Raw genomic sequence first — 21,009 nt, forward strand, 5'->3', positions numbered from 1 at the left:
TCACGTCATTTTGCTAACCGCGGAAGGCGTACCACTGCACGGAATTGGCGGGGGCGTGAACCGTCAGTGAGTGGGGCTGTCCATCCCAGCCTTCCGCGGAGCCATGGATTTGGCGCGGGAGATCGTTACCGGCGCCTTCGTACACGGAGTCGTCAGTGTTGAGCACCATCTCCCACTCACCGTGAAGAGGGACGCCGAAGCGGTACTCCGGATGCGAGGAACCGGAAAGGTTCACGACCGCAAGGAGGGCCTCGCCTTGGGAACCCCAGCGTAGGTAAGCCAGCAGGTTGTTGGCGGCGTCGTCGCCCTTGATCCACTGGAAGCCCTCCGGTTTGTCGTCCTGCGTATACAGCGCCGGGGTGGAGCGGTAGATGGCGTTGATGTCCTTGACCAAGCGCTTGATGCCGCGGTGGTACTCAGACTCCCAACCCTCCAGAGCCCACCAGCCCACGGAATCGCCTTCCGCCCACTCGGTTGGCTGTCCCAGCTCGCAACCCATGAACATGAGGTTCTTGCCGGGGTGGGAGAACATGTAGCCGAACAGGCTGCGCAGGCCGGCGGCCTTGTTCCACGTATCGCCGGGCATGCGGTCCCAGAGCGAGCCTTTGCCGTGCACGACCTCGTCGTGGCTAAACGGCAGGACGAAGCGCTCGGAATAAGCGTAGACCAAAGAGAACGTGATGTCGTTGTGGTGGTAGCCGCGGTAGATCGGGTCGAGGGTGAAATACTCCAAGGTGTCGTTCATCCAGCCCATGTTCCACTTGAAGTCGAAGCCCAGGCCCCCTTCGTGAGTCGGCGCCGTGACCCCCGGCCACGAGGTAGATTCCTCGGCGATAGTCATCACGCCCGGGTGGGTGCGGTGCAGGGTGGCGTTGGTTTCCTGGAGGAACTGGACGGCCTCGAGGTTTTCCCGGCCGCCATGGATGTTGGGCAGCCACTCATCGCGGGAGTAGTCCAGGTAGAGCATCGACGCGACGGCGTCGACACGCAAACCGTCGATGTGAAACTCCTCGGCCCAGTACAGGGCATTGGCCACGAGGAAGTTACGGACCTCGTTGCGCCCGAAGTCGAAGACGTACGTGCCCCAGTCTGACTGCTCGCCGCGGCGGGGATCCGGGTGCTCGTAACAGGCCTCGCCGTCAAAGCGGCCCAGTGCCCACTCGTCCTTAGGGAAATGGGCGGGGACCCAGTCCACGATGACACCGATGCCCTCCTGGTGGCAGGCATCGATGAAGGCGCGAAGATCGTCCGGTGAACCCCAGCGCGCCGAAGGTGCGTAGTAGCCGGTCACCTGGTAACCCCACGAACCGCCAAATGGGTGCTCGGCGACGGGAAGCAGCTCCACGTGGGTGAAACCGTGTTCCACGAGGTAGGGGATGAGTTCCTCGCGCATCGTGTGGTAGTTGGAATCCTTCTTCCACGAGCCCACGTGCACCTCGTAGACGCTCATCGGCTGCGGATCCAGGCTTCCGCGCGCCCCCATCCACGCGTTGTCTTGCCACTGGTAGGTGCCCGCTGGGGGGGCGATGACGGAGGTGGTCTCCGGCGGGCAGGCGCTGGCCTTGGCCAGGGGATCGGCGTGGTCGACGCGGTGCCCCGCGCTGGTCTGGACCGCGAACTTATAGTGCTCGCCCGCCCCGATTCCGGGGACAAAGACCTCCCATACGCCGGTAGAGCCCAGCGCACGCATTGGGTACTGGATGGGGTTCCAGCCACAGAAATGACCAACCACCGCGACGCCCTTGGCGTGCGGCGCCCAGACAGCGAAGGCGGTGCCGGAAACCTCGCCCATGGCGGTGGTGTAGGTTGTCACGTTGGCGCCCAGGACCTCCCACAACCGCTCGTGACGTCCCTCGCCAATGAGGTGGAGATCCATGGCGCCGACGGAGGGGAGGAAGTGATAAGGATCTGCGACCTCGACTGCCTCGCGGCCAGGGTAGGTCACGCGCAAGCGGTAGTCTGGTTTATTCGCGTCGTCGAGCTCGACTGCCCAGAGTTCCTCGCCAAGCGCCACCATGGGCAGCACCTTCCCAGACTCCAGGGCGACCTCCACCTTCTCCGCACCCGGCTGACGGGTGCGGATGAGGGATCCATTATCCATGGCGTGCCAGCCGTAAACCCCATGTGGGTCGTGGTGCTGGCACTGCGCCAGACGCTGCGCATCCTCGGGGAAAGGGCGCAGCGCATCGGGGACTGCCGCATCGGAGGCAGCGGGGACAGGAGCAGAGGAATGGGGCGAGGTCATAGGTTTAAGGCTACCGAAAAACAGTGCCCTAAGAGCGGTTCATCTCCTCAAGCGCCTTCCAATGATCGTCGGTCATCTTCGACAACGGCGTGACTAATACGCGCGAGGCCCCGTCGCTGTGCTCGGCTGACGTCTTGAGATCGGCGGGGTTCAGCGGGGCGTCTCCGCGTGCCCACAGGCCCACAGACATGGTGATGTTGTCCAGCGCCTGTGCGCCCAATCGTTTCTTGAGCCCTTTAACGACCTTTGCGGTGGTCTCTGGGCGTTGGCCATCGATATCCGTGTACGCCCACAGTGTGAGGTGGTGCTGCGCGTTGAGAAACTTCTCGTAGTCGTGGCCGGAGTCGTCGCGGTTAGCGCCGGGGTTGTCCCAGTTGACACGGGCGTCCATTTCTACGGGTACGCCGGCTGCCTGGTGGCAGCGGTCCAGAAGACCAGTAATGATGTCGGACTGCCACGCCGTGAGCTGGGGATCTGCGGTATTGATAGAACCATCCGGCTGCCGTGGGAAGCCAGGGGCACCTGTCATTGCAGAATAGAGCTCTTCGTCGCCTTCGGAAAAGAAGGCGTCACCCATCAATTCGGTAAGTGCGATTCGGTCGGGAGAATAGCGTTGGGAGATTTCACTGCAGAGCTTCTCGACGTCCTCGCCCACGCTGCCCTCAGCGAGCGCCACGGCGTTAGGGAAGGCACTGGCTTCCTCCCCGTTAGCAAAGCGGCCCATATACTCTGGGTTCTCCTCATTGGTGGACGGGGTGAGGATATCCACGGTGAGTGTGGCCTCTCGCTCTCGGCCGAGAACGTCCATCGCGGACTTCACCGGATCAGTGTTTTCTTCGGCGGCGCGTTCCGCGATGCCAGACAATTTATCTTCGTGGTCCTTCCACGGAAAAGCCACCCATTCGATGCGGCCGACCGCCAGGGAGTAGCCGGTGGCGTTCGCGTCATCGAAGCGTTGCGCCACCTGCGCGAAATCGGTGCCGTCCTGGAGGGATTCCATACCGATGCCAATGGCTAGCGGTGGGGCCTTTTTCGACAATAGTCCAAACATTGCGACACCTAAGACGATGAGAACGAGGGGGAGGACGCCGAGCGCCACGCGGTTACGGCGCCGGCTGAGAATCCCCGGCCATGCTGACGTTGCCCGTGCCTGGGCGTGCGGTCGATCCTGGCTTCGTAGCCGGCTTTGAGGCTGCGGCGATTGCTGGTTGTGGTGCGTTGGTTTTCGGGGTGAGCGCGGTTGCATCACGGTGTGAGATGACTCCTGTTCTTTCGGGCTTGTTCCACACTTGAGGTTTCTTGGCAATTTCGAGGTACCAGGCGCGAATCATGGTCAGTGACATGGCAGTGGAGTAGAAGGGCCAGATGGGTATGGTCCAGATGAAGCGGAGATCGCGCAGCGAATTGGCCATGGCCATGGCAATGACCAGAAGTACGAGGGAGACCACGAGGCCGGAACCGAAGAGAATAATCCAGGCCACCTCCCACGAAAGAATCTCGTCGAGCCAGCGCGATGGGCCGTCCCCCGCGTTGCCGGGTGCCCCACCGTTGCGGGTTTCTTGGTAGCGCTGCCACGCGGACCACACACCCCAGCCGACGACGATGAGTAGGGAGAGAATTTGCACTGGCGGCAGAATCGCCATGGCAAAAATGGTGAAGATGAGAAACGGCATGAAGGCGCCGTAACGGGGTGACAGGGCGCAGCGCCAGTGATAGCCCAGCGATTGGAGGAGCCCGCGAGCCCAGCGCACACGCTGCTTCCACAGGGCTTTGAAGGTGGACGGCGACTCGGCGTAGACGATGGCGCGTGGGGCGAACGCGACGTCCCACTCGTGGCGGTGGAAGCGCCAGGTCATTTCCAAGTCCTCGCCAATGGTGTCTTCTCGCAACGGGCCAGGACCACTTCCAGTGAGCTCATCTAAAGCCTCCCTGCGGAAAGTGCCGCAGTTACCGGAGACCACAGGCACGCAGCCCAAGACGTCGAAAGCGCGGCGGACCAAGGCCGTGCCTACGTAGGTAATGAGCGCCAGGAACCGGGTCAAGACGCGGTTGAGGTTGACTGGGCGGTCGTCACCACACACCGCGCCCACGTTTTCATGGCGGAAGCCACGGAGCATCTCGGGAATGGTGTCATTGGTGAAGACGGAATCCGCATCAATAAACATAAGAAACTCGCCCGTAGATTCGCGGTAGCCGTGATTGAGCGCCGAACCTTTCCCGCCGTTGACCTGGCGAATATACCGCACCCGAGGGTCATCGGCGTCGAGGGCGCGACCGATTTCTTCCGTGCGATCTTTGGAGCCGTCATCGACAATGAGGATTTCGATGTTGGGGTAATCCGTGGAGGCGATGGAACGCACGCATGACTCCAGCGTGGCCTCTTCGTTGTACGCCGGGATCACCACCGAGATACTCGGAGTATCAGCCAGCGCACCGGTGTCGCCTTCTTCGCGTCTGCGCAGGTCAATGCGTTGATGCACGAAGGCCAAGGGGACGAAAAAGATACGGAACAAGAACACGCCCGTGGTGATAGTGAACAGCACAAAGGCGGCGAGCGCCACGGCGTCCACTAAGGGCTCGAGAACGTACACAGATTTCACCCTCTTCTTAAGAATGGGGGCGAGCGAAGGCCCCTGCTTCCAGATCGGCCAGCAGCAGCGTTAGCATCTCCGGAGTGTGCGCAGAGTTGGCACCAAAGCGGGCGTTAATCTCCAAAATCACCGGCTGGCCCGCTGCGGTGCGGCGGATATCCATGTCCACCGCCCCGACGAGATCAAGCTTCTCCACGGCCGCGGTCGCCAGCGCCTCAATATCCGCGACAGCGTCCCCCTCGGCGAGCTCCACGGCGTCGGCGTTGCCCACGTTGCCGTCTCGGAGTTTAGTTTTTTCCAACACGCGGACAGTGACCTCTCCGGTGAGCGGCGAACGGTAGACCTGCGGGCAATACTCGACGCCAGTGGCAAAGGACTGGAACACCAATGTGGCGTCCGGGTGGGGCAATTCAGATTCTCCGGTCACGACGGTGACGCCGCGGCCACCACGCGACACACGGGGTTTTGCGATGAACGGGAAATCCAGCGGTTCTTCGTTCCCCGCCACGGTCGTGGGCACCGCGACCCCGTAAGCATCCAGGGCGCGGCACGTCAGCCACTTATCCTGACAGAGTGCGGCAGCGCCGGCGTTGGACACCACCGTCGCGGCGTCGAAAAGCGGGGCGCCGACGGCCACGGCCGGAAGCTCATCTTGGACTGTGGGGATGAAGGTGTCAATGCCCAGAACGGGGTCGGAGAGAACGCGGGTGAGGAAGGGAACGAGTGCCAAGTCATCGGCGCGCGGTCCTTGGATGAATCGTGAGACGGGGGTATCCGTCGGCTTGATATCTGTGCCGATGACGGTGTGGCCGCGATCCTGAAGCTGCCGAGCTAGAGACTTTCCGGCAGGTCCACCCACGCCGGTCAGCAAAACCGTGCGCGAGCGTGCAGAGTCGATTGAGGGGGAGTTCATTGTGTGGCGTGTTCCTTGACTGGTTCTGTGGTGTACGTCGTGGTGGTGTGAGGCGCTGATCGCTGCGCCTGCGGCACACTAGAGGTTCAGCGGATCGTCGAGGCGGAGGCGGACTGGCTCGAATCCTTCGGCGCGGTTGATGCGGGCCTGGCGACCGCGGAAAGAGGTAATGCCATCGATGATGTCGCGGGTCATGTAGGGCTTGCTCATTTGGTTGGCGTGAGCGTTCACTGCGGTGTTCTTCACGTCTGCGTACTCGCTGACGTCGATGAAGACAGAAGGGGTGAAGTCCTTGGTCACAGAAGGAGACTCGAAGCACAAGATGGAGTGGTGGTTGCGTGCCGCGCGCAGAACCGCCTGGTGTACTGCGTAGTGGTCCTGGTGAATATCGTGCTCGGAGTGGGTGAGAATCAAATCGGGGTCGCGCTGCTTAATGTGGCGCTCGATGACGCCAATCATGTCGTTGGTGACGCTGGCCAGGTTGAGATCCGGGAAGTCGTTCACGTCGACGCTGTCCATACCCAAGAAGCGTCCGGCCCGCTTTGCTTCGCCGGGGCGCACCGAGGCGTCGCCGCCCTTGGCGCCGTTGGACATGATGACCGCGTGGACGGCGTGGCCGCGATCGATGAGGGTAGCGATGGTGCCGCCGCAGGCGATTTCTAGGTCATCAGGGTGGGCGGCAAGGATGAGGACGGACGCCTTCCGCTTTTGCTCCTGCATCTTGATGCGCTGGGTGAGCAGGAGGCCGGAAAAGAGGAAGGTGCACACTAAGATCGCCATGATGGCGGCGTAGTCCCACATTCCGTACTGTGTGACCGCGCCGATGAGCCCGAATCTGGCGGCGAGAGCAAGACCAATGCGGGCCGTGCGGACGATCAGAGTGGAACGGTGATAGCCGCGGTAATTCGTTTGACGACTGGGTGACTATTAACGATAAAGAATAAGACTACGGCAACGCCGTAGATGGTCATACTTAAATACTGATAAGTTTCTGCTAACATTCTTGACGCCTCGCATCTTCAATCCTAAGGGAGTGGTGTTCCGGATTTAAACGGATATTCCCTTTTTGGCTACAGTTTTTGGTTTCTGAATCCTCGGCCGTTTCTATCAGTCGAACCTATATTGTCGATCTGAGGATTAAAATTTTCAATGCTAGATGAGTAAACTCACGATGAACTCTAAGGATTTAGTTGGCTAGACAAAGAAACCCCATGCCAGTGATGGCGTGGGGTTTGAATATTATTGGGTGCGAAACTGAGTGGCGCCTGTCTGAGAGCTGGCTCCTAGCTATGCGCGGTAATCGGTTACCTTACGCCACGCAAGGCGCTCACGGCGCTCCTGGTCTACCGCGGGCAGAATGAAGACGTGGGCGACGTCGCGCAGTGGTTCCAAGCGGACGAAGTTGCGGTCCGACCACGTATAGGCCGCGCCGGTGATGGCGTCTTGGACACCAAAGATGTCGCCGGGGCGCAGGCCGATTTCTTCCATGTCGACGGAGACGGAAGCCTCCTGGGCATTGCGCGGATCCAGATTCACGACTACCAAGACCACGTTTCCGGTGGCGGGGTCGGCCTTGGAATAGGCGATGATGTTGTCGTTGTCCACCGGGTGGAAGTGGAGGTTGCGCAATTGCTGCAACGCCGGGTTTTCCTTGCGGACGTGGTTGAGCAAGCGTAGGTAGGACTCGAGCGAGTTGCCCGCGTTAGCCGCGGCCTGGAAATCGCGCGGCCGCAGCTGGTACTTCTCGGAATCAAGGTATTCTTCGCTACCGGGTGCTAAGGGCACGTGCTCGTAGAGCTCGTAGCCCGAGTACACGCCCCACAGCGGGGACAGCGTGGCGGCCAAGACCGCCCGAATAGCGAACATGGCGCGTCCCCCTGTCTGCAGCGACTCGTGCAGGATGTCCGGGGTATTAACAAAGAGGTTGGGGCGGCAAATGTCGGCGTGGCCCACGTGTTCCTGGGCGAACTCCATGAGCTCAGACTTGGTGGTCTTCCACGTGAAGTAGGTATAGGACTGCGTGAACCCCAGTTTAGCGAGGCCCAGTAGGCGCGCCTGGCGGGTAAAGGCCTCAGACAAGAAGATGACCTCCGGGTGGGTAGCGTGCACCTTAGCGATGAGCCACGCCCAGAAGTTCGCCGGCTTAGTGTGCGGGTTATCCACGCGGAAGGTGGTCACTCCGGCCTCAACCCACACCATCACCACGCGGTAGATTTCCGCGTAGATCTCGTCTGGAGCGTTGTCGAAGTTCAGTGGATAGATGTCTTGGTACTTCTTCGGCGGATTTTCTGCATAGGCAATGGTTCCGTCCGGCAGCACGGTGAAGAACTCGGGGTTCTCCTTGGCCCACGGGTGGTCGGGCGCAGCCTGCAGCGCGAGGTCTAGAGCGATTTCCAACCCCAATTCCTCCGCACGCTCTACTAGGGCCTTAAAGTCCTCCATGGTTCCTAGCTCGGGGTGGACTGCGTCGTGGCCACCGTCGCGGGAACCAATAGCCCAGGGCGAACCGACGTCACCGTCCTCGGTAGTTAGCGTGTTGTTCTTACCCTTACGATTGATGTGGCCGATGGGGTGAATCGGCGGGAAGTAGACGGTGTCGAAGCCCATGCGAGCCACGCGCTCCAAAGCCTTGGCGGTGGTGGCGAAAGTGCCGTGGACCGGCTGGCCGTTCTCATCGACGCCTCCGGTGGATCGCGGGAAGAGCTCATACCACGAACTGAACAACGCCTTGGGGCGCTCGACAAGGACCTCGCACACGGGACCGTCGATAAGCATGTCGCGCACCGGGTAGGTGCGCAGTAATTCCCGGACCTCCTCGGACAGTGCCTTCGCCACGCGCTCTTCCAGGGGGAGGGTGGCGTCGCCCAGGGCCTTGGCGGCCTTCGTTACAGGCTTTCCCTCTTTGCCCGGCATGTCCTGGGCCGCACGGCGCAAGAGTTCGATTCCCTGGGCGATATCGTTGCTCAGTGCCGCGATATCCTGTCCCGCGGCCAGCTTTTTGTCCATCGCGTTGTACCACGTGGATACCGTGTCGGACCATACTGACACCTGGAAGTGCCACGTGCCCTCCGTGCCGGGAGTAAAGACGCCATGCACGCGATCGGGGTTGTAGGGATCCTGGGTCATCGTGATGGAGGAGCGCACCTCGCTCGAACCGGACGCGGGCCATGCGGTCAACGTCGCTGCGATGGCATCGTGGCCTTCACGCCACGCCAAGGCAGTCACGGGGATAACCTCCCCAACCACGGCCTTTGCGGGCAAGGAACCATCGGAAATACGGGGGCGGATATCGTCCAGATTCAGGCGCTGTAGGGAGGCATGCATGCCATCCAGACTAGTGCAGCTGTGTCAGTTTCACCGGGCAACCAACAAATCGGCCACAATGGGGGATGTGACTTACCCAGAACACGGCTCAGAGCTTGGAACGAACCACGCAGGCGCGCTTTCCGACGCCCCGCTCAACCCGGACGCCCTCATTGATTTTCGCGAGGTAGCCCTACGGCGCGGCGGCCGCACCCTGGTCGGCCCGGTGACCTGGCAGGTAGAACTCGACGAGCGATGGGTCATCATTGGCCCGAACGGCGCGGGCAAGACCTCGCTCGTGCGCATGGCCTCCGCGGAGGAGTTCCCCTCCGGGGGACAGGCGTACATCATGGGGGAGAAGGTGGGCGCGACCGATATGCGCGACCTGCGCGCCGCCATCGGCATCTCCTCCTCGGCGTTGGTGCAACGCATCCCCAACGGTGAGATTGTCAAAGACCTCGTGGTCTCCGCCGGTTACGCCGTCCTGGGCCGATGGCGCGAGGAATATGACGAGCTGGATTTCTCCCGCGCTGACGAGCTGTTGGAGATGGTGGGCGCAACCCACCTCAAGGAGCGCACGTGGGGAACGCTGTCCGAGGGGGAAAAGAAACGTGTCATCCTGGCACGCGCCCTCATGATTAACCCGGAGCTGCTCATCCTGGACGAGCCCACCGCTGGTATGGATTTGGGTGGCCGTGAAGACCTCGTGGGCTACCTCGGTCAGCTGGCGCTCGACGCTGACGCCCCGGCCATCGTGATGATTACTCACCACGTTGAGGAGATTCCCTACGGCTTTACGCACGCGATGCTCCTCGATGAAGGCGAGGTTGTCGCACAAGGCCTTATCAACTCCGTGCTCACCAGCGAAAACCTGTCGAAGGCATTCCACCAACCCATTCAAGTGGATCGCATCGGGGAACGCTACTTCGCTCGCCGCACCGCCCGCTAGATTTCCACTATCCTGGGAAGGCATGAGCACCTCCCGCGACGAGCCGACCCTGAGATCAGGGCCTCATGGTGCGCACAACCCCGATGCCGTGACGAGTGCGATTCATCGGGACCTCGATGCGATCGACCCGAATGACTCGCGCGGCTTCAATGGAGCGCGGCTATCTGCCACGGTGATTTTGGTGCGCGACGACCGCGGGAAGCTAGAGGTGTGGGCCCAAGAACGCGTGGTAACCATGCGCAACTACCCAGGCATGACGGTGTTTCCCGGCGGCGGAGTGGACCCCCGTGATTTCCCACCCCGTTCTTGGGACTCGGGCAACCTCTGGACTGGACCTTCGGTTGTGTCCGTGGCTCGGCGCATGGGCGTGACCAAATACAAAGCGCATGCCCTCGTATTCGCGGCCTTGCGGGAGGTATTTGAAGAATCCGGCACCCTGCTCGTGGTCAATGACGAGGGCGATCTCATCCGCGACGCCCACATGTTTCACGACTACCGCGAACAGTTAGAAACCCACGCCGCGGCGTTTTCGGACCTGCTCCATGACAACGCGCTCCGCGTGAACGCCGACCTTATTCGCCCCTGGAGCCGGTGGGTAGGCACGTCGTCGGCAGGCAACCGGTTTGATACGTTCTTCTTCATCGCCTACGCCCCTCCGGGCCAGGAACCCGATGGCGATTCCGGGGAGACAGATGACGCCGGGTGGTTCCCACCGGGATTGTTGCTTGACGGGTGGCGGGCCGGGCTGGTTCGACTCGCGGCCCCGACGTATGCCCAGCTTAAGAGGCTGGCACGGCATAACAGCGTAGCCGGGGTGATGGCGGACGCAGACTACTCCGATATGCGGCCGGTGATTGGAGACCCAGTGGACGATGAACGTTACCGCGAGTACTTCACCACCACGCCCACCAACCGTATTGGGCCAAAATATGACATCGGGGAGCCACTTAGACCTGACACCCCTGACACCCTGAGCTAAGGCAGCATGAGTTTCACCATCGACGACATCGCGTACTTCCAAGAGCAACGCGGCGTTATTACCGCCGCAGGCACGGACCTGGCGCTGACCAAGGCGACGATGCTTAACGACGTCGCGGCGCTGCGGTCTAGCTTCGGCGACCGCGGACGAGCGGTGGCGGAGTTGCTCCTTGCGCGTCGGGCAGGAGTGGGTAAAATCCCCGCACACTGGATTGCGGATTCCGATTCCGCGCAGCAGGCGACCCCGGAACCGGTAGCCCGCTACCGCGCGGAAAAGCTGCGTGCCGCGGGAGTGACCCGGGCCTTCGACGTCACGTGCTCCATCGGCACGGAGGGACATGCCCTCGGCGCCGCCGGGTTGCACTACGTTGGCTCGGACCTCGATGCCGTCCGAGTGCGAATGGCACGCGCCAACCTCGGGGCCGACGCACTTCTGCTGCGTGCCGACGCCCTGGTACCCGCGGTGCGAGGCCTCGGCGACGGCGACGTCGTGGTGGCGGACCCGGCGCGCCGAGCGGGAGGCAAGCGCATCACCGATCCGGCGCAGCTGCTCCCGCCGCTCCCGGCTCTTCTGGAAGCTTGGGAGGGCAGCGAGTGCGCAATCAAGTGCGCGCCGGGCATCGACTACTCCGAGTGGGGCGGCCTCGTCAGCGTGGTCAGTGTCGCGGGCGGGGTCAAGGAGACCTGTTTGTATAGCCCCGGCTTGGGCGGGGCGGGGCGTCGAGAAGCCGTGGTGTTGGGCGCAGGCGACCCCTACGTGATCAGTGACCGTGACCCAGAAATCACCGAGGCGGACTCGGACCGTCCGTTGGGCACATACCTCATCGACCCAGACGGCGCCATCGTGCGCGCCGGGTTGGTGCGGCACTACGCGGCGCGGGAGGGGCTGTGGCAGTTGGACCCTCGCATTGCTTACCTCACCGGTGATCGGATCCCCGAGGGGACGACCGGTTTTAGGATCCTCGACGTGGTGCCGATGAAGAAACTGCGTGCGGCCGTGTCCGCGTGGGATGCTGGGTCCCTGGAAATCTTGGTCCGCGGCATTGATGCCGATCCGGATACCGTGCGGAAGAAGCTCAAGCTGAAGGGGGCGACGCCACGGGCGCTCGTGCTGACCCGGATCGGACGCGATGGTGTCGGAATAATATGCGAGGCGAGAAGCAGCTAAGCCTACGGGAGTGTGTGCTCGTAGCCCGCGCCGCGCTACGATGGCGGGGAGCGATAATTACACAACATTGAAGTTTCGGAATATGTGAAAGAGGTTGCCGATGCCCGCTATTGTGGCGCTGGTTAAGCACGTTCCTGATACGTGGAGTGAGAAAGCCCTGGAGGCCGACCACACCCTCGACCGGGAGTCCGTGGACAACGTAATCGATGAGATCAACGAGTACTCGGTGGAGCAGGCGCTGCGCCTGCGCGACGACAACCCGGACGCAGGGTACACCGTGGTTGCACTGACCATGGGGCCGGAGAAGTCCGATGAGGCGCTCCGTAAGGCGCTGGCCATGGGTGCGGACGCAGCGGTACAGGTCACCGACCCGGCGCTTGCTGGCTCAGATGCCCTGGGTACTGCCTGGGCGCTCAACAACGCGTTGAACACCATCGACGACGTGCAGATCGTCATCATGGGCAACCAGTCCTCCGACGGTTCGACCGGCGCCGTGGCTGGCTTGCTGGCTGAGTACCGCCAGCTGCCTGCGGTGACCAACGTGCGCACTGTGGCGTTGGACGGGGGAGCGCTGACCGCGACCCGCGAGGATTCTCGTGGCACCTGGGAGCTCAAGGCTAACCTTCCGACCATCGTCTCCGTGACCGACAAAGCGGACAAGCCGCGCTTCCCCAACTTCAAGGGCCTCATGGCTGCGAAGAAGGCTGAGATTACCGTTCTGGATCTGGCTGGCATTGGGGTCGACCCGGCGAACGTGGGCCTGGCCGCCGCGACGACGTCGGTGACGGCCGCTACCGCGCGCCCGGAACGCACCGCAGGCGAGCGCATCGAGGGCGTAAGCCCTGACGAAGCGGCACAGCAGATCGCAGATTACCTGGCAGCGAAGAACCTCATCTAAGGGAGAAACACAATTATGTCTCACGCATACGTACTTGTTGAGCATGCCGCCGGCCAGCTGTCGGACACCACCGCTGAGCTCATCACCGCCGCCCGCCCGCTGGGTGCGGTCTCCGCCGTGGTGGTCGGCGCCCCCGGTGTTGCTGAGAAGCTTGCTCCGGAACTGGCGCAGCTGGGGGCGGCGCAGGTAGTGGACGCCTCCGCCGCGGACTACGACCAGCGCCTCATCCTGCCCGAGGTCGACGCCCTGCACGGTCTCGGTGCCGCCAACCCGGCCCCGATGGTCATTGCGGCGTCCGCGGCGGGCAACGAGATCGCCGGCCGTCTGGCAGCGCGCCTCGCCTCCGGAGCGTTGTACGACGTCACCGCCATTAACGCCGACCGCACCGCGGAGCACTCGATTTTCGGCGGCAAGATGACCACAACTGCGCAGGCTGCGGGAACCTGCCCAATCTTCACGGTGCGCCCGGGTGCTGTGGTGGCTGAGCCCGTGGCGGCCGCCGGCGCGGTAGCAGCGATGCCGCTGCCCGCAGCCACGGCAAAGGACGTCCAGGTCATTGGCTTTACCCCAGCCGAGGTCTCCGACCGCCCCGACCTGGTGTCTGCCAAGACCGTCGTGGCCGGTGGCCGCGGCGTGGGCGATGCTGAGGGCTTCGCCAACGTTGTGGAGCCACTCGCCGATGTGCTGGGCGCCGCGGTGGGTATCACCCGCGACGTGGCGGACGAGGGGCACTACGACGCCGCGCATCAGATCGGCCAAACCGGCGTTACTGTGTCCCCAGATCTGTACATCGGCCTGGGTATCTCTGGTGCCATCCAGCACACCGCAGGCATGCAGACCGCGGGCACCATTGTGGTAGTCAACCAGGACCAGGACGAGCCTTTCTTCAAGATCGCTGACCTCGGCGTCGTAGGCGACCTGCATGAGATCGCCCCAGCACTGACGCGGGAGATCCAGGCTCGCCGCGGCCAGTAGGAGCAAAGCCCGCCGATGGCCTATTTCGATCATGCCGCTACTCAGCCCATGCGCCGCAGCGCCGTGGAGGCGTGGGTGGCGGCGTCGGGCGCGCTCAATTCCGGCGCGCAATATGCGTCGGGGCGCCACGCCCGCAGCCTGCTTGACGACGCCCGCGAGACCGTCGCGGAGCTCTTGGGGTGCGAACCCATCGAAGTCATCTTCACGTCGTCGGGCACGGAAGCCGACAACATCGCCGTTCAAGGCTTGTACGCTGCGGCCGCCGTGGCCGAGGCGCCGGGCGCAGGACGAGTAGTGACCACCCGTATTGAGCACTCGGCGGTCAAGGAGCCTGTTGCTGCACTCCATGCCGCGGGGGCCCACGTGGACTTTCTCGACGTGGGACGCTCCGGACACGTGGAACGGTTCGACGCGTTAGATGCCCCGGCGGCGCTGGCCACGTGCATGTGGGCGAACAACGAGACCGGCGCCATCCAACCCATCACGGAGATCGTTGAACGGGCCCAGGCCACGGGCACCCCGGTGCACACAGACGCGGTGCAGGTGGTGGGGAAGCAGCCGGTGAACTTCGCTGAGCTGGGTGTGACGACACTGGCGGCGAGCGCGCATAAATTTGGTGGTCCGCGCGGTGCCGGGCTCTTGCTGGCACAGCGCACTCCGGCGCCGCAACCCATCATGCGCGGGGGCGGACAGGAACGGGGGATCCGCCCGGGCACGGTGGACGTGGCGAGCGCCAGCGCGTTGGCGGCCGCGCTGCGGGAATCCCTGGCGGAATCCGCGGAGGAAGCCGCCCGAGTAGGTGTATTTCGGGACCAGATTCGCGAATACATGAGGAACAACATTCCGGGCGCGGTGATTAATACGGCGGAGCCGGCGCTGCCGGGGCACCTCCACGTGTCGTTCGAGCGCACCGACGGGGACAGTTTGATCCTGCTTCTGGACCAGTTGGGGATCGAGGCGGCGACGGGTTCGGCGTGCAACGCTGGGGTCAATCGGTTGTCACACGTACTCGAGGCGATGGGTGTGGAGGAGAGCCTGGCCCTGGGGTCGCTGCGTTTTACCCTCGGGCCTTCGACGACCCAGGGGGACGTCGACAAGCTCCTGACGCACCTCCCGGAGGTTATTGAGCGAGCGCGCTTGGTGCATGGCTAAATCTCCCACTGAGACTGATGTTACTAATGTGACTAAAGTTTTTAGAGTGATTTTAGTGGTTTAGAGTGACAGATGTTGATGTCTGTTATAAGGTGTTCGTCATGACTTCGACCCGAGGCCTTGTAGCAGTACTTTCCGCACTCGCCATCAGTGCCACCGCCACCCTCGGCGGTGGCGTCGCGCACGCCATCCCCGGAACCGCCGCCCCATCGGGCGTCGACGTTGCGGCGCACCAGCACCCCGGTGGTCAGGCAATCAACTGGAACAAGGTGCGCGGAGACGGTCAGTCCTTCGCCTTTATCAAGGCCACTGAGGGCTCCGACTTCACCAACGATCACTTCTCTGACGACGTCCGCCAGGCCCAGGCTGCCGGCATGAAGGTCGGTGCCTACCACTACGCCCTGCCTTCCGACGACCCCGCGCGCCAGGCACAGCACTTCGCCTCCAAGGTGGAGCAGCTGCCCGCGGGCTCTCTGCCACCCGTCTTGGACATCGAGGTTTCCGAAGGGAAGTCCCCGCAGCAGCTCATCAACTGGACCCGCGTTTTCTTGTCCGAAACTGAGCGGCTGACGGGACAGAAGCCGATGGTCTACACCTACCGTTACTTCTGGACCGACCACATGGGCAACACGACTCAGTTCTCCGAGTACCCGCTGTGGCTCGCGGCGTACCAGGCCAAGGCGCCGAAGCCCATGGGCGGTTGGGATGAGATGGCGTTCTGGCAGCGCTCGGACTCTGGTCGCGTCAAGGGCATCGCCGCCCCAGTGGACATGAACCTGTTCAACGGCAATGCCGGTCAGCTGGCGTCCTTTAGCTCCGGAAACCTCAACAACTTCGGCGGCGTCATCGATGACCTGGTCCTCCCCGGTGGGGCTCTCGACGCCCTCGGGGCCGACAACACCGCACTCATCGGCGCGATCCTCGCTCTGGCAGCCACCGGCGCCGCGGCGCCAGCGGTGATCGACGCTGCTGAGAAGGCAGGCCTGTCTGGCTCCGGTGCGCAGGAAATTCTGGGCCAGGTTAAGGCGCTCGACAAAGCCGGAAAGCTGCCGAAGGCAGATCTGAAGAAGATGGCGGTCGGGGATTACAACATCGGCGATCTGCTGATTTTGCTCGACAACGCCCAGCATCTCGACGCCGCACAGAAGGAGCGGGCGGTCGGCCGCGGTGGCGGTGCTCCCCAGAAGGCTGACGCGTCCCAGGTCAAGGCCGCCGCCGGGGCTGCGCGGGGCGCCGGCGTGAGCGTCCCGGACTTTGATGCCCACCAGGTGGCGCGTGATGTTAACGCCCTCGCCGCCACCATGCGTCGTTTCGGCTAAGCGCTACTCCGCCGTGGGTGCGGGCGTGTCGTGGCGCGGGGAAGCGCCGCCTGACAACCGCGCTGTCCATGACTCGTCTTTGAAATGTGCCGGCACAGCACCGCCGAGTAGGTCTTTGCCCAGGCCTGCCAGGGCAGCAGATCCTTCCTCGACAAGGGGTGCGTCTGAACCGATGAGGATGATGTTGCCGTAGCGACGGCCCTTGAGCATGGGCGGGTCAGCGATGCAAGAGACATGGGCAAAGACTTCTCGCATTCCCGCGATCTCCGCCTTGGCGCCCGCGAGGTCCGAGTGGTCGCCACAGTTCGCGATGTAGATGCCGCCCGCCGCTAGGGAGCGATGGGCTGCCTGGAAGAACTCCACGGTGGTGAGCGGTTGTGGCGTAGTGGCGCCGGCGAAGACGTCGCGGATGATGATGTCCCGGCTAGCGGGCAGGAACTTTTCCGTTTCCGCGCGCGCTTCTCCGGCGCGAATCTTGACGATGGGGCTGCGGGGGATATCGAAGAGGCGGCGTGCTAAGTCGCCGAGCTTGGCGTCCAACTCCACTACCGTGTGGCGCGAACCGTGCCAGACAGCGGCTAGATAACGCGCCATGGTGCAGGCGCCGCCACCAAGATGCGTGACGCGCAAGGCTGCCGCGTCCCACTCCGGCCGCGCGGTGATGCCACGTTCGAGGGCCGCGGCCATCCACCGCATGTATTCAAATTCTAAGGCCCGCGGCTCCCCGGGGACGATGTGGGAGCTCGGCACACCGTTGACATGCACCACGTAGGCGCCCGGGCGGTAGTCGTCAGCCACAACCTCGGCGGTGCCGGTGGAGATGCCGTAGGTCCCCACGATGTCCCTGGTCGCGTCTGATTGCGCGCCGCGACTTTTTCGCTGCCGTCCCACTGTGTGTTTGGCTCCTTGTTGCCCTATCTGGTGCTTGTCCCCCTCACTTTCGCACACGCTACGAAAATCACCAAAGGTCGTTTCGTCTCGCGCGCCAACGCGAGTAGATTGTGCCAGTAGGCTACCGCTGGCTCGGAGGTGCGGAATACCGCCGAGGGGCGGCGATGTTGAAAGAAAGTGACATGCGGCTGACAATGCACGACGTAGGAATGAAAAGGGGAGACGATGCGCGTTCTAGTGGCGATGTCCGGTGGCGTTGACTCGTCCGTGGCAGCGGCGCGGGCGGTAGAAGCCGGCCATGACGTGGTGGGTGTGCACTTGGCGCTGCACCAAGACGCGCAGCAGACCCGCGAAAAGGCGCGTGGGTGCTGCTCGCTGGAGGACTCCGCGGACGCCCGCCGCATTTGCGACAAATTGGGCATCCCCTTCTACGTGTGGGACTTCTCCGACCGCTTTAAGGAAGAGGTCATCGGAGACTTCGTGGACTCCTACGCCCGGGGTGAGACCCCTAACCCGTGCTTGCGCTGCAACGAGAAGATCAAGTTCCGGGCGCTGTTGCAAAAGGGCATGGCCTTGGGCTTTGACGCGGTGGCCACCGGGCACTACGCCACCCTCGATGACGAGGGCTACATGCGCCGCAGCAAGGACGAGAATAAGGACCAGTCCTACGTGCTGGGTGTGATTTCGGCTTCAGAGCTGCGCCACTGTTATTTCCCTATCGGGGATACCCCGAAGCCGCAGATTCGCGAGGAGGCGAAAGCCCACGGCTTTTCCACGGCCAGCAAGCCGGATTCCTACGACATCTGCTTCATCCCAGACGGCAACACACAAGCTTTTCTGGGCAAGCGCATTGGGTTGCGCCCGGGAATGATCGTTGACCAGGAGGGCACAGCACTCAAAGAACACGACGGCGCGTGGAACTACACCATTGGTCAGCGCAAGGGCTTGGACATTAAGACCCCGACCGTGGACGGCCGCCCCCGGTACGTTACCGACATCAATGCGGAAACCGGAACCGTCACGGTGGGGGCGCGCGAGGACCTGGCGGTCGATACCATCGTGGCCGACCGGCTCAAGTACCTACACCCAGCAATGGACGGTGAGTTTGACTGTGAGGTTCAGGTGCGCGCCCATGGCTCCGTGGTCCAGTGCACCGCGCGCGTGGATCGGGACAATGACCGCATGGAGCTGCGTCTGCATGAGCCGCTGAGCGGCGTGGCCCGCGGGCAGGCGGCGGTGCTGTACCTGCCGAGCCCTGATGATCTCGGCGACATCGTGCTGGGCTCCGGCACCATCTGCGGGACGGCATAGGATGCCCCGCGCCATCGGGCTTAGCCCGCTTCCGGGAACCGACATTGCCCAGGCCGCCGACGTGGTGCGCGGTGAGCTCGGCGACCTCCCGCACCTCCCGGACCTGCCCCAGCGCGGGCTAGGCCACGACCACATTGCGCGGACCGCCGTGTTGTTGCCGAGCATTGATGTGGAGCGGGGACCGCGGGGATGGGCGCTCACGGCGCGCCCGCAGTTGCTCACCCGGCACATGCGGGATGACGTCGCGCGGGACACGGACGTGATCCAGGAGGTCTGGGGCGAGACAGTCGAGCACCTGAAGATGCAGGTGGTGGGTCCGTGGTCGCTGGCCGCGGCGCTCGAGCTGCCTTCCGGTCACCGTGCCATCACGGACCCGGGTGCGTTGCGGGATCTGAGCTTGACGCTGGCAGAAGGTATAAAACTTCGCGCCGCAGACTTGGCGCGGCGCTTCCATGGGACGGTCACCGTGCAGGTGGACGAACCTTTGCTTTCCGACGTCACGGGCGGGCGGCTGCGCGGCACCACCGACTTCGATGGTATTCCCGCCGTTCCTGGTGACATTGCGGCCGGCCGGATAGCGGAGCTCGCCGCAGTACTGCGTGTCGATGACACCGTGGATGAGGTCTGGCTCAACCTGACACACGAGCACCGCACCGTGGACTGGGAGGTGGCGCACGAGCTCTCGAGGCGAGACGGCGTAGACAGCGCCGCCGTGGCAGCGGTACTACTCGACGCTGCCCAAGCCACACGCAACAACCGCGACCTCGACGGGCTTGCCCAATTGGTCGAGCTGGGGCCACGCGTCGGTCTCGGAGTGGTGCGCGCCCAGGACACCGTGGACGAGGACCTCGCCGCCCCGCGCGCCGCGGCGACGAAAGTAGCGCGCTTGTTCGACCGATTGGGTCTTGACCGGGACCGCCTCACCCGCCAGGTCATTATTCACGAGGCCGGAGGCCAGGCGCAGGATGGCGAGCTACTCGACGCCGCACGCCGCTACCGCTTCGCACGCGTCACCGGTGAAATGCTCGCGCGAGATGCGGGTGACCTTTGAACATTCGGCGTCAGTGCCAGCGAAAGGTGGCGGGTTGTGCGGGAAACTACACCGGCGCAATAGAAGAGTGTAGTACCGGCAAGTGCGTACCAGAGCGGGTAGGGAATATCCTGACCCCAGGGGATTAGCTGTGCCAAGAGGAGGACGATAACGACGGTTAGTATCGCCTCTGAACAAAGGTAAGAATTAGTTTTTCGGCCGCGGATCAGGTTGTAGGCACTGCTAGCGACTATCACGAAGGCGAGTACCAAAAGGACAAGGCCACTCACTGTTCCTTCACCTCCAAGAGTTGTTTTGCGAGGTATTCCGTGTCTTGCGGCGTATCACCGGCAACAAACGCTGCGCGCTGCTGTGCAACGTCAATCAACAACATTGTGGAGTAGCCTCCGGTGCCACCGTTATGCCAAAAGATACCGTCTTCTTCAGCGATCCAGGTGTATTCCGGCGGAGTTATTTCGAGCATATGCTTTGCGAACTTGACCATGTCCCGGGGAGTTGAACGAATAGCACCCGCCGCGGCACAGCCTTCCATTTCCCAGGGATCTGCTGATTTGCCATTGAACGACAAGCCTCGCGGTGCGGTTTCAGGAACCGTGCCGGGCTCCATAACGTAAGTATCGTTCATGTTGAGCGGTTGAAAAATTTGTCGTTGTACCAATTCCGGGTAAGTAACTTTGGCGTTTTCGGCGAGAACAGCCCCCAAGAGGCCGAAGCCGAGGTTGGAGTAGTTAGATTCGCCACGCTTAGAGAGTTTGGAGTTGCTGGCCTTATGAATTATGTCGTGCGTTGTTTCGCCCGCGTAAGGATTTACATTGCTGAAACCGGCAGTGAGGCTTCGCAGAGTTACTCTTACTCTAGGCAATCCTGAGGTGTGCGTGGCGAGTTCTTTCATAGTGACATCCGCAATTGCGGTGTCGCCTACGTCAAGGATCTCGCCCACGCGGGTATCTAGGGATATGTCGCCGGCTTCAATCTGCTGGCGCAGTAATTCCGCGGTGAACGTTTTAGTTATAGAGCCAATTTCAATTTCGGTATCGGCGTCCGCTCCTAGCCCACCAAAAACAACGTCATCGCCGAAAAGGGCGAAGCTGCTGATCTGGTGATGGCCCGGTTTGGCGTTGTTAAGGATCGTGTTCGAAAGTGTTTTATCTCCAGTCTGGTTTTCAGCCATCGAAATGGGCCGGGGGCCGAGAGCGAAAAGAATTCCCGCGACGGACAAGGTGGTCACGACTATCGCGAGTAGCCGAGTTGGTGTCGTATTCATG

Annotated in this window: 17 protein-coding genes; 9 read left to right on the forward strand and 8 right to left on the reverse strand. The window is 62.7% G+C overall.

Annotated elements, in window-relative coordinates; genetic code table 11:
* Positions 1-13 precede the first annotated feature (13 nt).
* From glgB to H0194_RS10315, 6 genes are all read right to left on the reverse strand, one after another.
* Positions 14-2,245: a 1,4-alpha-glucan branching protein GlgB gene (gene glgB / locus H0194_RS10290; RefSeq protein ID WP_185175778.1), complete on the reverse strand. Its 2,232-nt coding sequence runs from the start codon at positions 2,243-2,245 to the stop codon at positions 14-16.
* A gap of 28 nt (positions 2,246-2,273) precedes the next feature.
* The gene (locus H0194_RS10295; protein ID WP_185175779.1) at positions 2,274-3,296 is read right to left on the reverse strand and encodes a hypothetical protein; all 1,023 of its coding nucleotides are present in this window, start codon (positions 3,294-3,296) and stop codon (positions 2,274-2,276) included.
* A gap of 52 nt (positions 3,297-3,348) precedes the next feature.
* Positions 3,349-4,845, reverse strand: a complete 1,497-nt coding sequence (locus H0194_RS10300; RefSeq protein WP_185175780.1) for a glycosyltransferase family 2 protein — start codon at positions 4,843-4,845, stop codon at positions 3,349-3,351.
* 7 nt (positions 4,846-4,852) lie between these two features.
* Positions 4,853-5,749 (reverse strand): ATP-grasp domain-containing protein, encoded by an 897-nt coding sequence (locus H0194_RS10305; RefSeq protein WP_185175781.1) that lies wholly within the window; start codon positions 5,747-5,749, stop codon positions 4,853-4,855.
* Between the two features lie 78 nt (positions 5,750-5,827).
* Positions 5,828-6,550 (reverse strand): PIG-L deacetylase family protein, encoded by a 723-nt coding sequence (locus H0194_RS10310; protein ID WP_185175782.1) that lies wholly within the window; start codon positions 6,548-6,550, stop codon positions 5,828-5,830.
* 486 nt (positions 6,551-7,036) lie between these two features.
* A complete protein-coding gene (locus H0194_RS10315; protein WP_185175783.1) occupies positions 7,037-9,073 on the reverse strand; it encodes an alpha-1,4-glucan--maltose-1-phosphate maltosyltransferase in 2,037 nt (678 codons plus the stop codon).
* A 58-nt stretch (positions 9,074-9,131) separates the two neighbouring features.
* Between H0194_RS10315 and H0194_RS10320 the strand changes: the two genes are divergently transcribed.
* The 7 genes from H0194_RS10320 to H0194_RS10350 all read left to right on the forward strand — a co-directional run bounded on the left by H0194_RS10320 (position 9,132) and on the right by H0194_RS10350 (position 16,491).
* Positions 9,132-10,001, forward strand: coding sequence for an ABC transporter ATP-binding protein (locus H0194_RS10320; RefSeq protein WP_185175784.1), 870 nt, complete (start codon positions 9,132-9,134; stop codon positions 9,999-10,001).
* An 88-nt stretch (positions 10,002-10,089) separates the two neighbouring features.
* Positions 10,090-10,980, forward strand: a complete 891-nt coding sequence (locus H0194_RS10325; RefSeq protein ID WP_185177003.1) for an NUDIX hydrolase — start codon at positions 10,090-10,092, stop codon at positions 10,978-10,980.
* A 6-nt stretch (positions 10,981-10,986) separates the two neighbouring features.
* The gene (locus tag H0194_RS10330; RefSeq protein WP_185175785.1) at positions 10,987-12,147 is read left to right on the forward strand and encodes a THUMP-like domain-containing protein; all 1,161 of its coding nucleotides are present in this window, start codon (positions 10,987-10,989) and stop codon (positions 12,145-12,147) included.
* A 100-nt stretch (positions 12,148-12,247) separates the two neighbouring features.
* Entirely contained in the window at positions 12,248-13,045 is a 798-nt protein-coding gene (locus H0194_RS10335; RefSeq protein ID WP_185175786.1) for an electron transfer flavoprotein subunit beta/FixA family protein, read from the forward strand.
* Between the two features lie 15 nt (positions 13,046-13,060).
* On the forward strand, positions 13,061-14,020 hold the full coding sequence (locus H0194_RS10340; RefSeq protein WP_185175787.1) for an electron transfer flavoprotein subunit alpha/FixB family protein: 960 nt from the start codon (positions 13,061-13,063) through the stop codon (positions 14,018-14,020).
* A 15-nt stretch (positions 14,021-14,035) separates the two neighbouring features.
* Entirely contained in the window at positions 14,036-15,172 is a 1,137-nt protein-coding gene (locus tag H0194_RS10345; RefSeq protein WP_185175788.1) for a cysteine desulfurase family protein, read from the forward strand.
* A 101-nt stretch (positions 15,173-15,273) separates the two neighbouring features.
* Positions 15,274-16,491, forward strand: a complete 1,218-nt coding sequence (locus H0194_RS10350) for a glycoside hydrolase family 25 protein (protein WP_185175789.1) — start codon at positions 15,274-15,276, stop codon at positions 16,489-16,491.
* Between the two features lie 3 nt (positions 16,492-16,494).
* On the opposite strand, the gene H0194_RS10355 is transcribed toward H0194_RS10350, so the two are convergent.
* Complete coding sequence (locus H0194_RS10355) at positions 16,495-17,382, reverse strand: spermidine synthase (protein WP_185175790.1); 888 nt, start codon at positions 17,380-17,382, stop codon at positions 16,495-16,497.
* Positions 17,383-17,607: 225 nt separating this feature from the next.
* Here H0194_RS10355 and mnmA point away from each other — a divergent pair, with 225 nt between their 5' ends.
* Positions 17,608-18,693: a tRNA 2-thiouridine(34) synthase MnmA gene (gene mnmA, locus H0194_RS10360; protein WP_185175791.1), complete on the forward strand. Its 1,086-nt coding sequence runs from the start codon at positions 17,608-17,610 to the stop codon at positions 18,691-18,693.
* A gap of 1 nt (position 18,694) precedes the next feature.
* Positions 18,695-19,744: a uroporphyrinogen decarboxylase/cobalamine-independent methonine synthase family protein gene (locus H0194_RS10365; protein WP_185175792.1), complete on the forward strand. Its 1,050-nt coding sequence runs from the start codon at positions 18,695-18,697 to the stop codon at positions 19,742-19,744.
* 265 nt (positions 19,745-20,009) lie between these two features.
* Here H0194_RS10365 and H0194_RS10370 read toward each other — a convergent pair whose 3' ends face one another.
* The gene (locus H0194_RS10370) at positions 20,010-21,008 is read right to left on the reverse strand and encodes a serine hydrolase domain-containing protein (RefSeq protein ID WP_185175793.1); all 999 of its coding nucleotides are present in this window, start codon (positions 21,006-21,008) and stop codon (positions 20,010-20,012) included.
* Between the last annotated feature and the right edge of the window lies 1 nt (position 21,009).

Origin of the sequence: Corynebacterium incognita, from assembly GCF_014217255.1 — a bacterium.
GTDB classification, from domain to species: Bacteria; Actinomycetota; Actinomycetes; order Mycobacteriales; family Mycobacteriaceae; genus Corynebacterium; species Corynebacterium incognitum.

What these genes read in the sequence shown, in the direction of transcription:
- glgB (WP_185175778.1), bottom strand. Translation starts at nt 2,245, where the DNA reads ATGACCTCGCCCCATTCCTCTGCTCCTGTCCCCGCTGCCTCCGATGCG.
- H0194_RS10295 (WP_185175779.1), bottom strand. Translation starts at nt 3,296, where the DNA reads ATGTTTGGACTATTGTCGAAAAAGGCCCCACCGCTAGCCATTGGCATC.
- H0194_RS10305 (WP_185175781.1), bottom strand. Translation starts at nt 5,749, where the DNA reads ATGAACTCCCCCTCAATCGACTCTGCACGCTCGCGCACGGTTTTGCTG.
- H0194_RS10310 (WP_185175782.1), bottom strand. Translation starts at nt 6,550, where the DNA reads ATGTGGGACTACGCCGCCATCATGGCGATCTTAGTGTGCACCTTCCTC.
- H0194_RS10315 (WP_185175783.1), bottom strand. Translation starts at nt 9,073, where the DNA reads ATGCATGCCTCCCTACAGCGCCTGAATCTGGACGATATCCGCCCCCGT.
- H0194_RS10320 (WP_185175784.1), top strand. Translation starts at nt 9,132, where the DNA reads ATGGGGGATGTGACTTACCCAGAACACGGCTCAGAGCTTGGAACGAAC.
- H0194_RS10330 (WP_185175785.1), top strand. Translation starts at nt 10,987, where the DNA reads ATGAGTTTCACCATCGACGACATCGCGTACTTCCAAGAGCAACGCGGC.
- H0194_RS10335 (WP_185175786.1), top strand. Translation starts at nt 12,248, where the DNA reads ATGCCCGCTATTGTGGCGCTGGTTAAGCACGTTCCTGATACGTGGAGT.
- H0194_RS10340 (WP_185175787.1), top strand. Translation starts at nt 13,061, where the DNA reads ATGTCTCACGCATACGTACTTGTTGAGCATGCCGCCGGCCAGCTGTCG.
- H0194_RS10345 (WP_185175788.1), top strand. Translation starts at nt 14,036, where the DNA reads ATGGCCTATTTCGATCATGCCGCTACTCAGCCCATGCGCCGCAGCGCC.
- H0194_RS10350 (WP_185175789.1), top strand. Translation starts at nt 15,274, where the DNA reads ATGACTTCGACCCGAGGCCTTGTAGCAGTACTTTCCGCACTCGCCATC.
- mnmA (WP_185175791.1), top strand. Translation starts at nt 17,608, where the DNA reads ATGCGCGTTCTAGTGGCGATGTCCGGTGGCGTTGACTCGTCCGTGGCA.
- H0194_RS10365 (WP_185175792.1), top strand. Translation starts at nt 18,695, where the DNA reads ATGCCCCGCGCCATCGGGCTTAGCCCGCTTCCGGGAACCGACATTGCC.
- H0194_RS10370 (WP_185175793.1), bottom strand. Translation starts at nt 21,008, where the DNA reads ATGAATACGACACCAACTCGGCTACTCGCGATAGTCGTGACCACCTTG.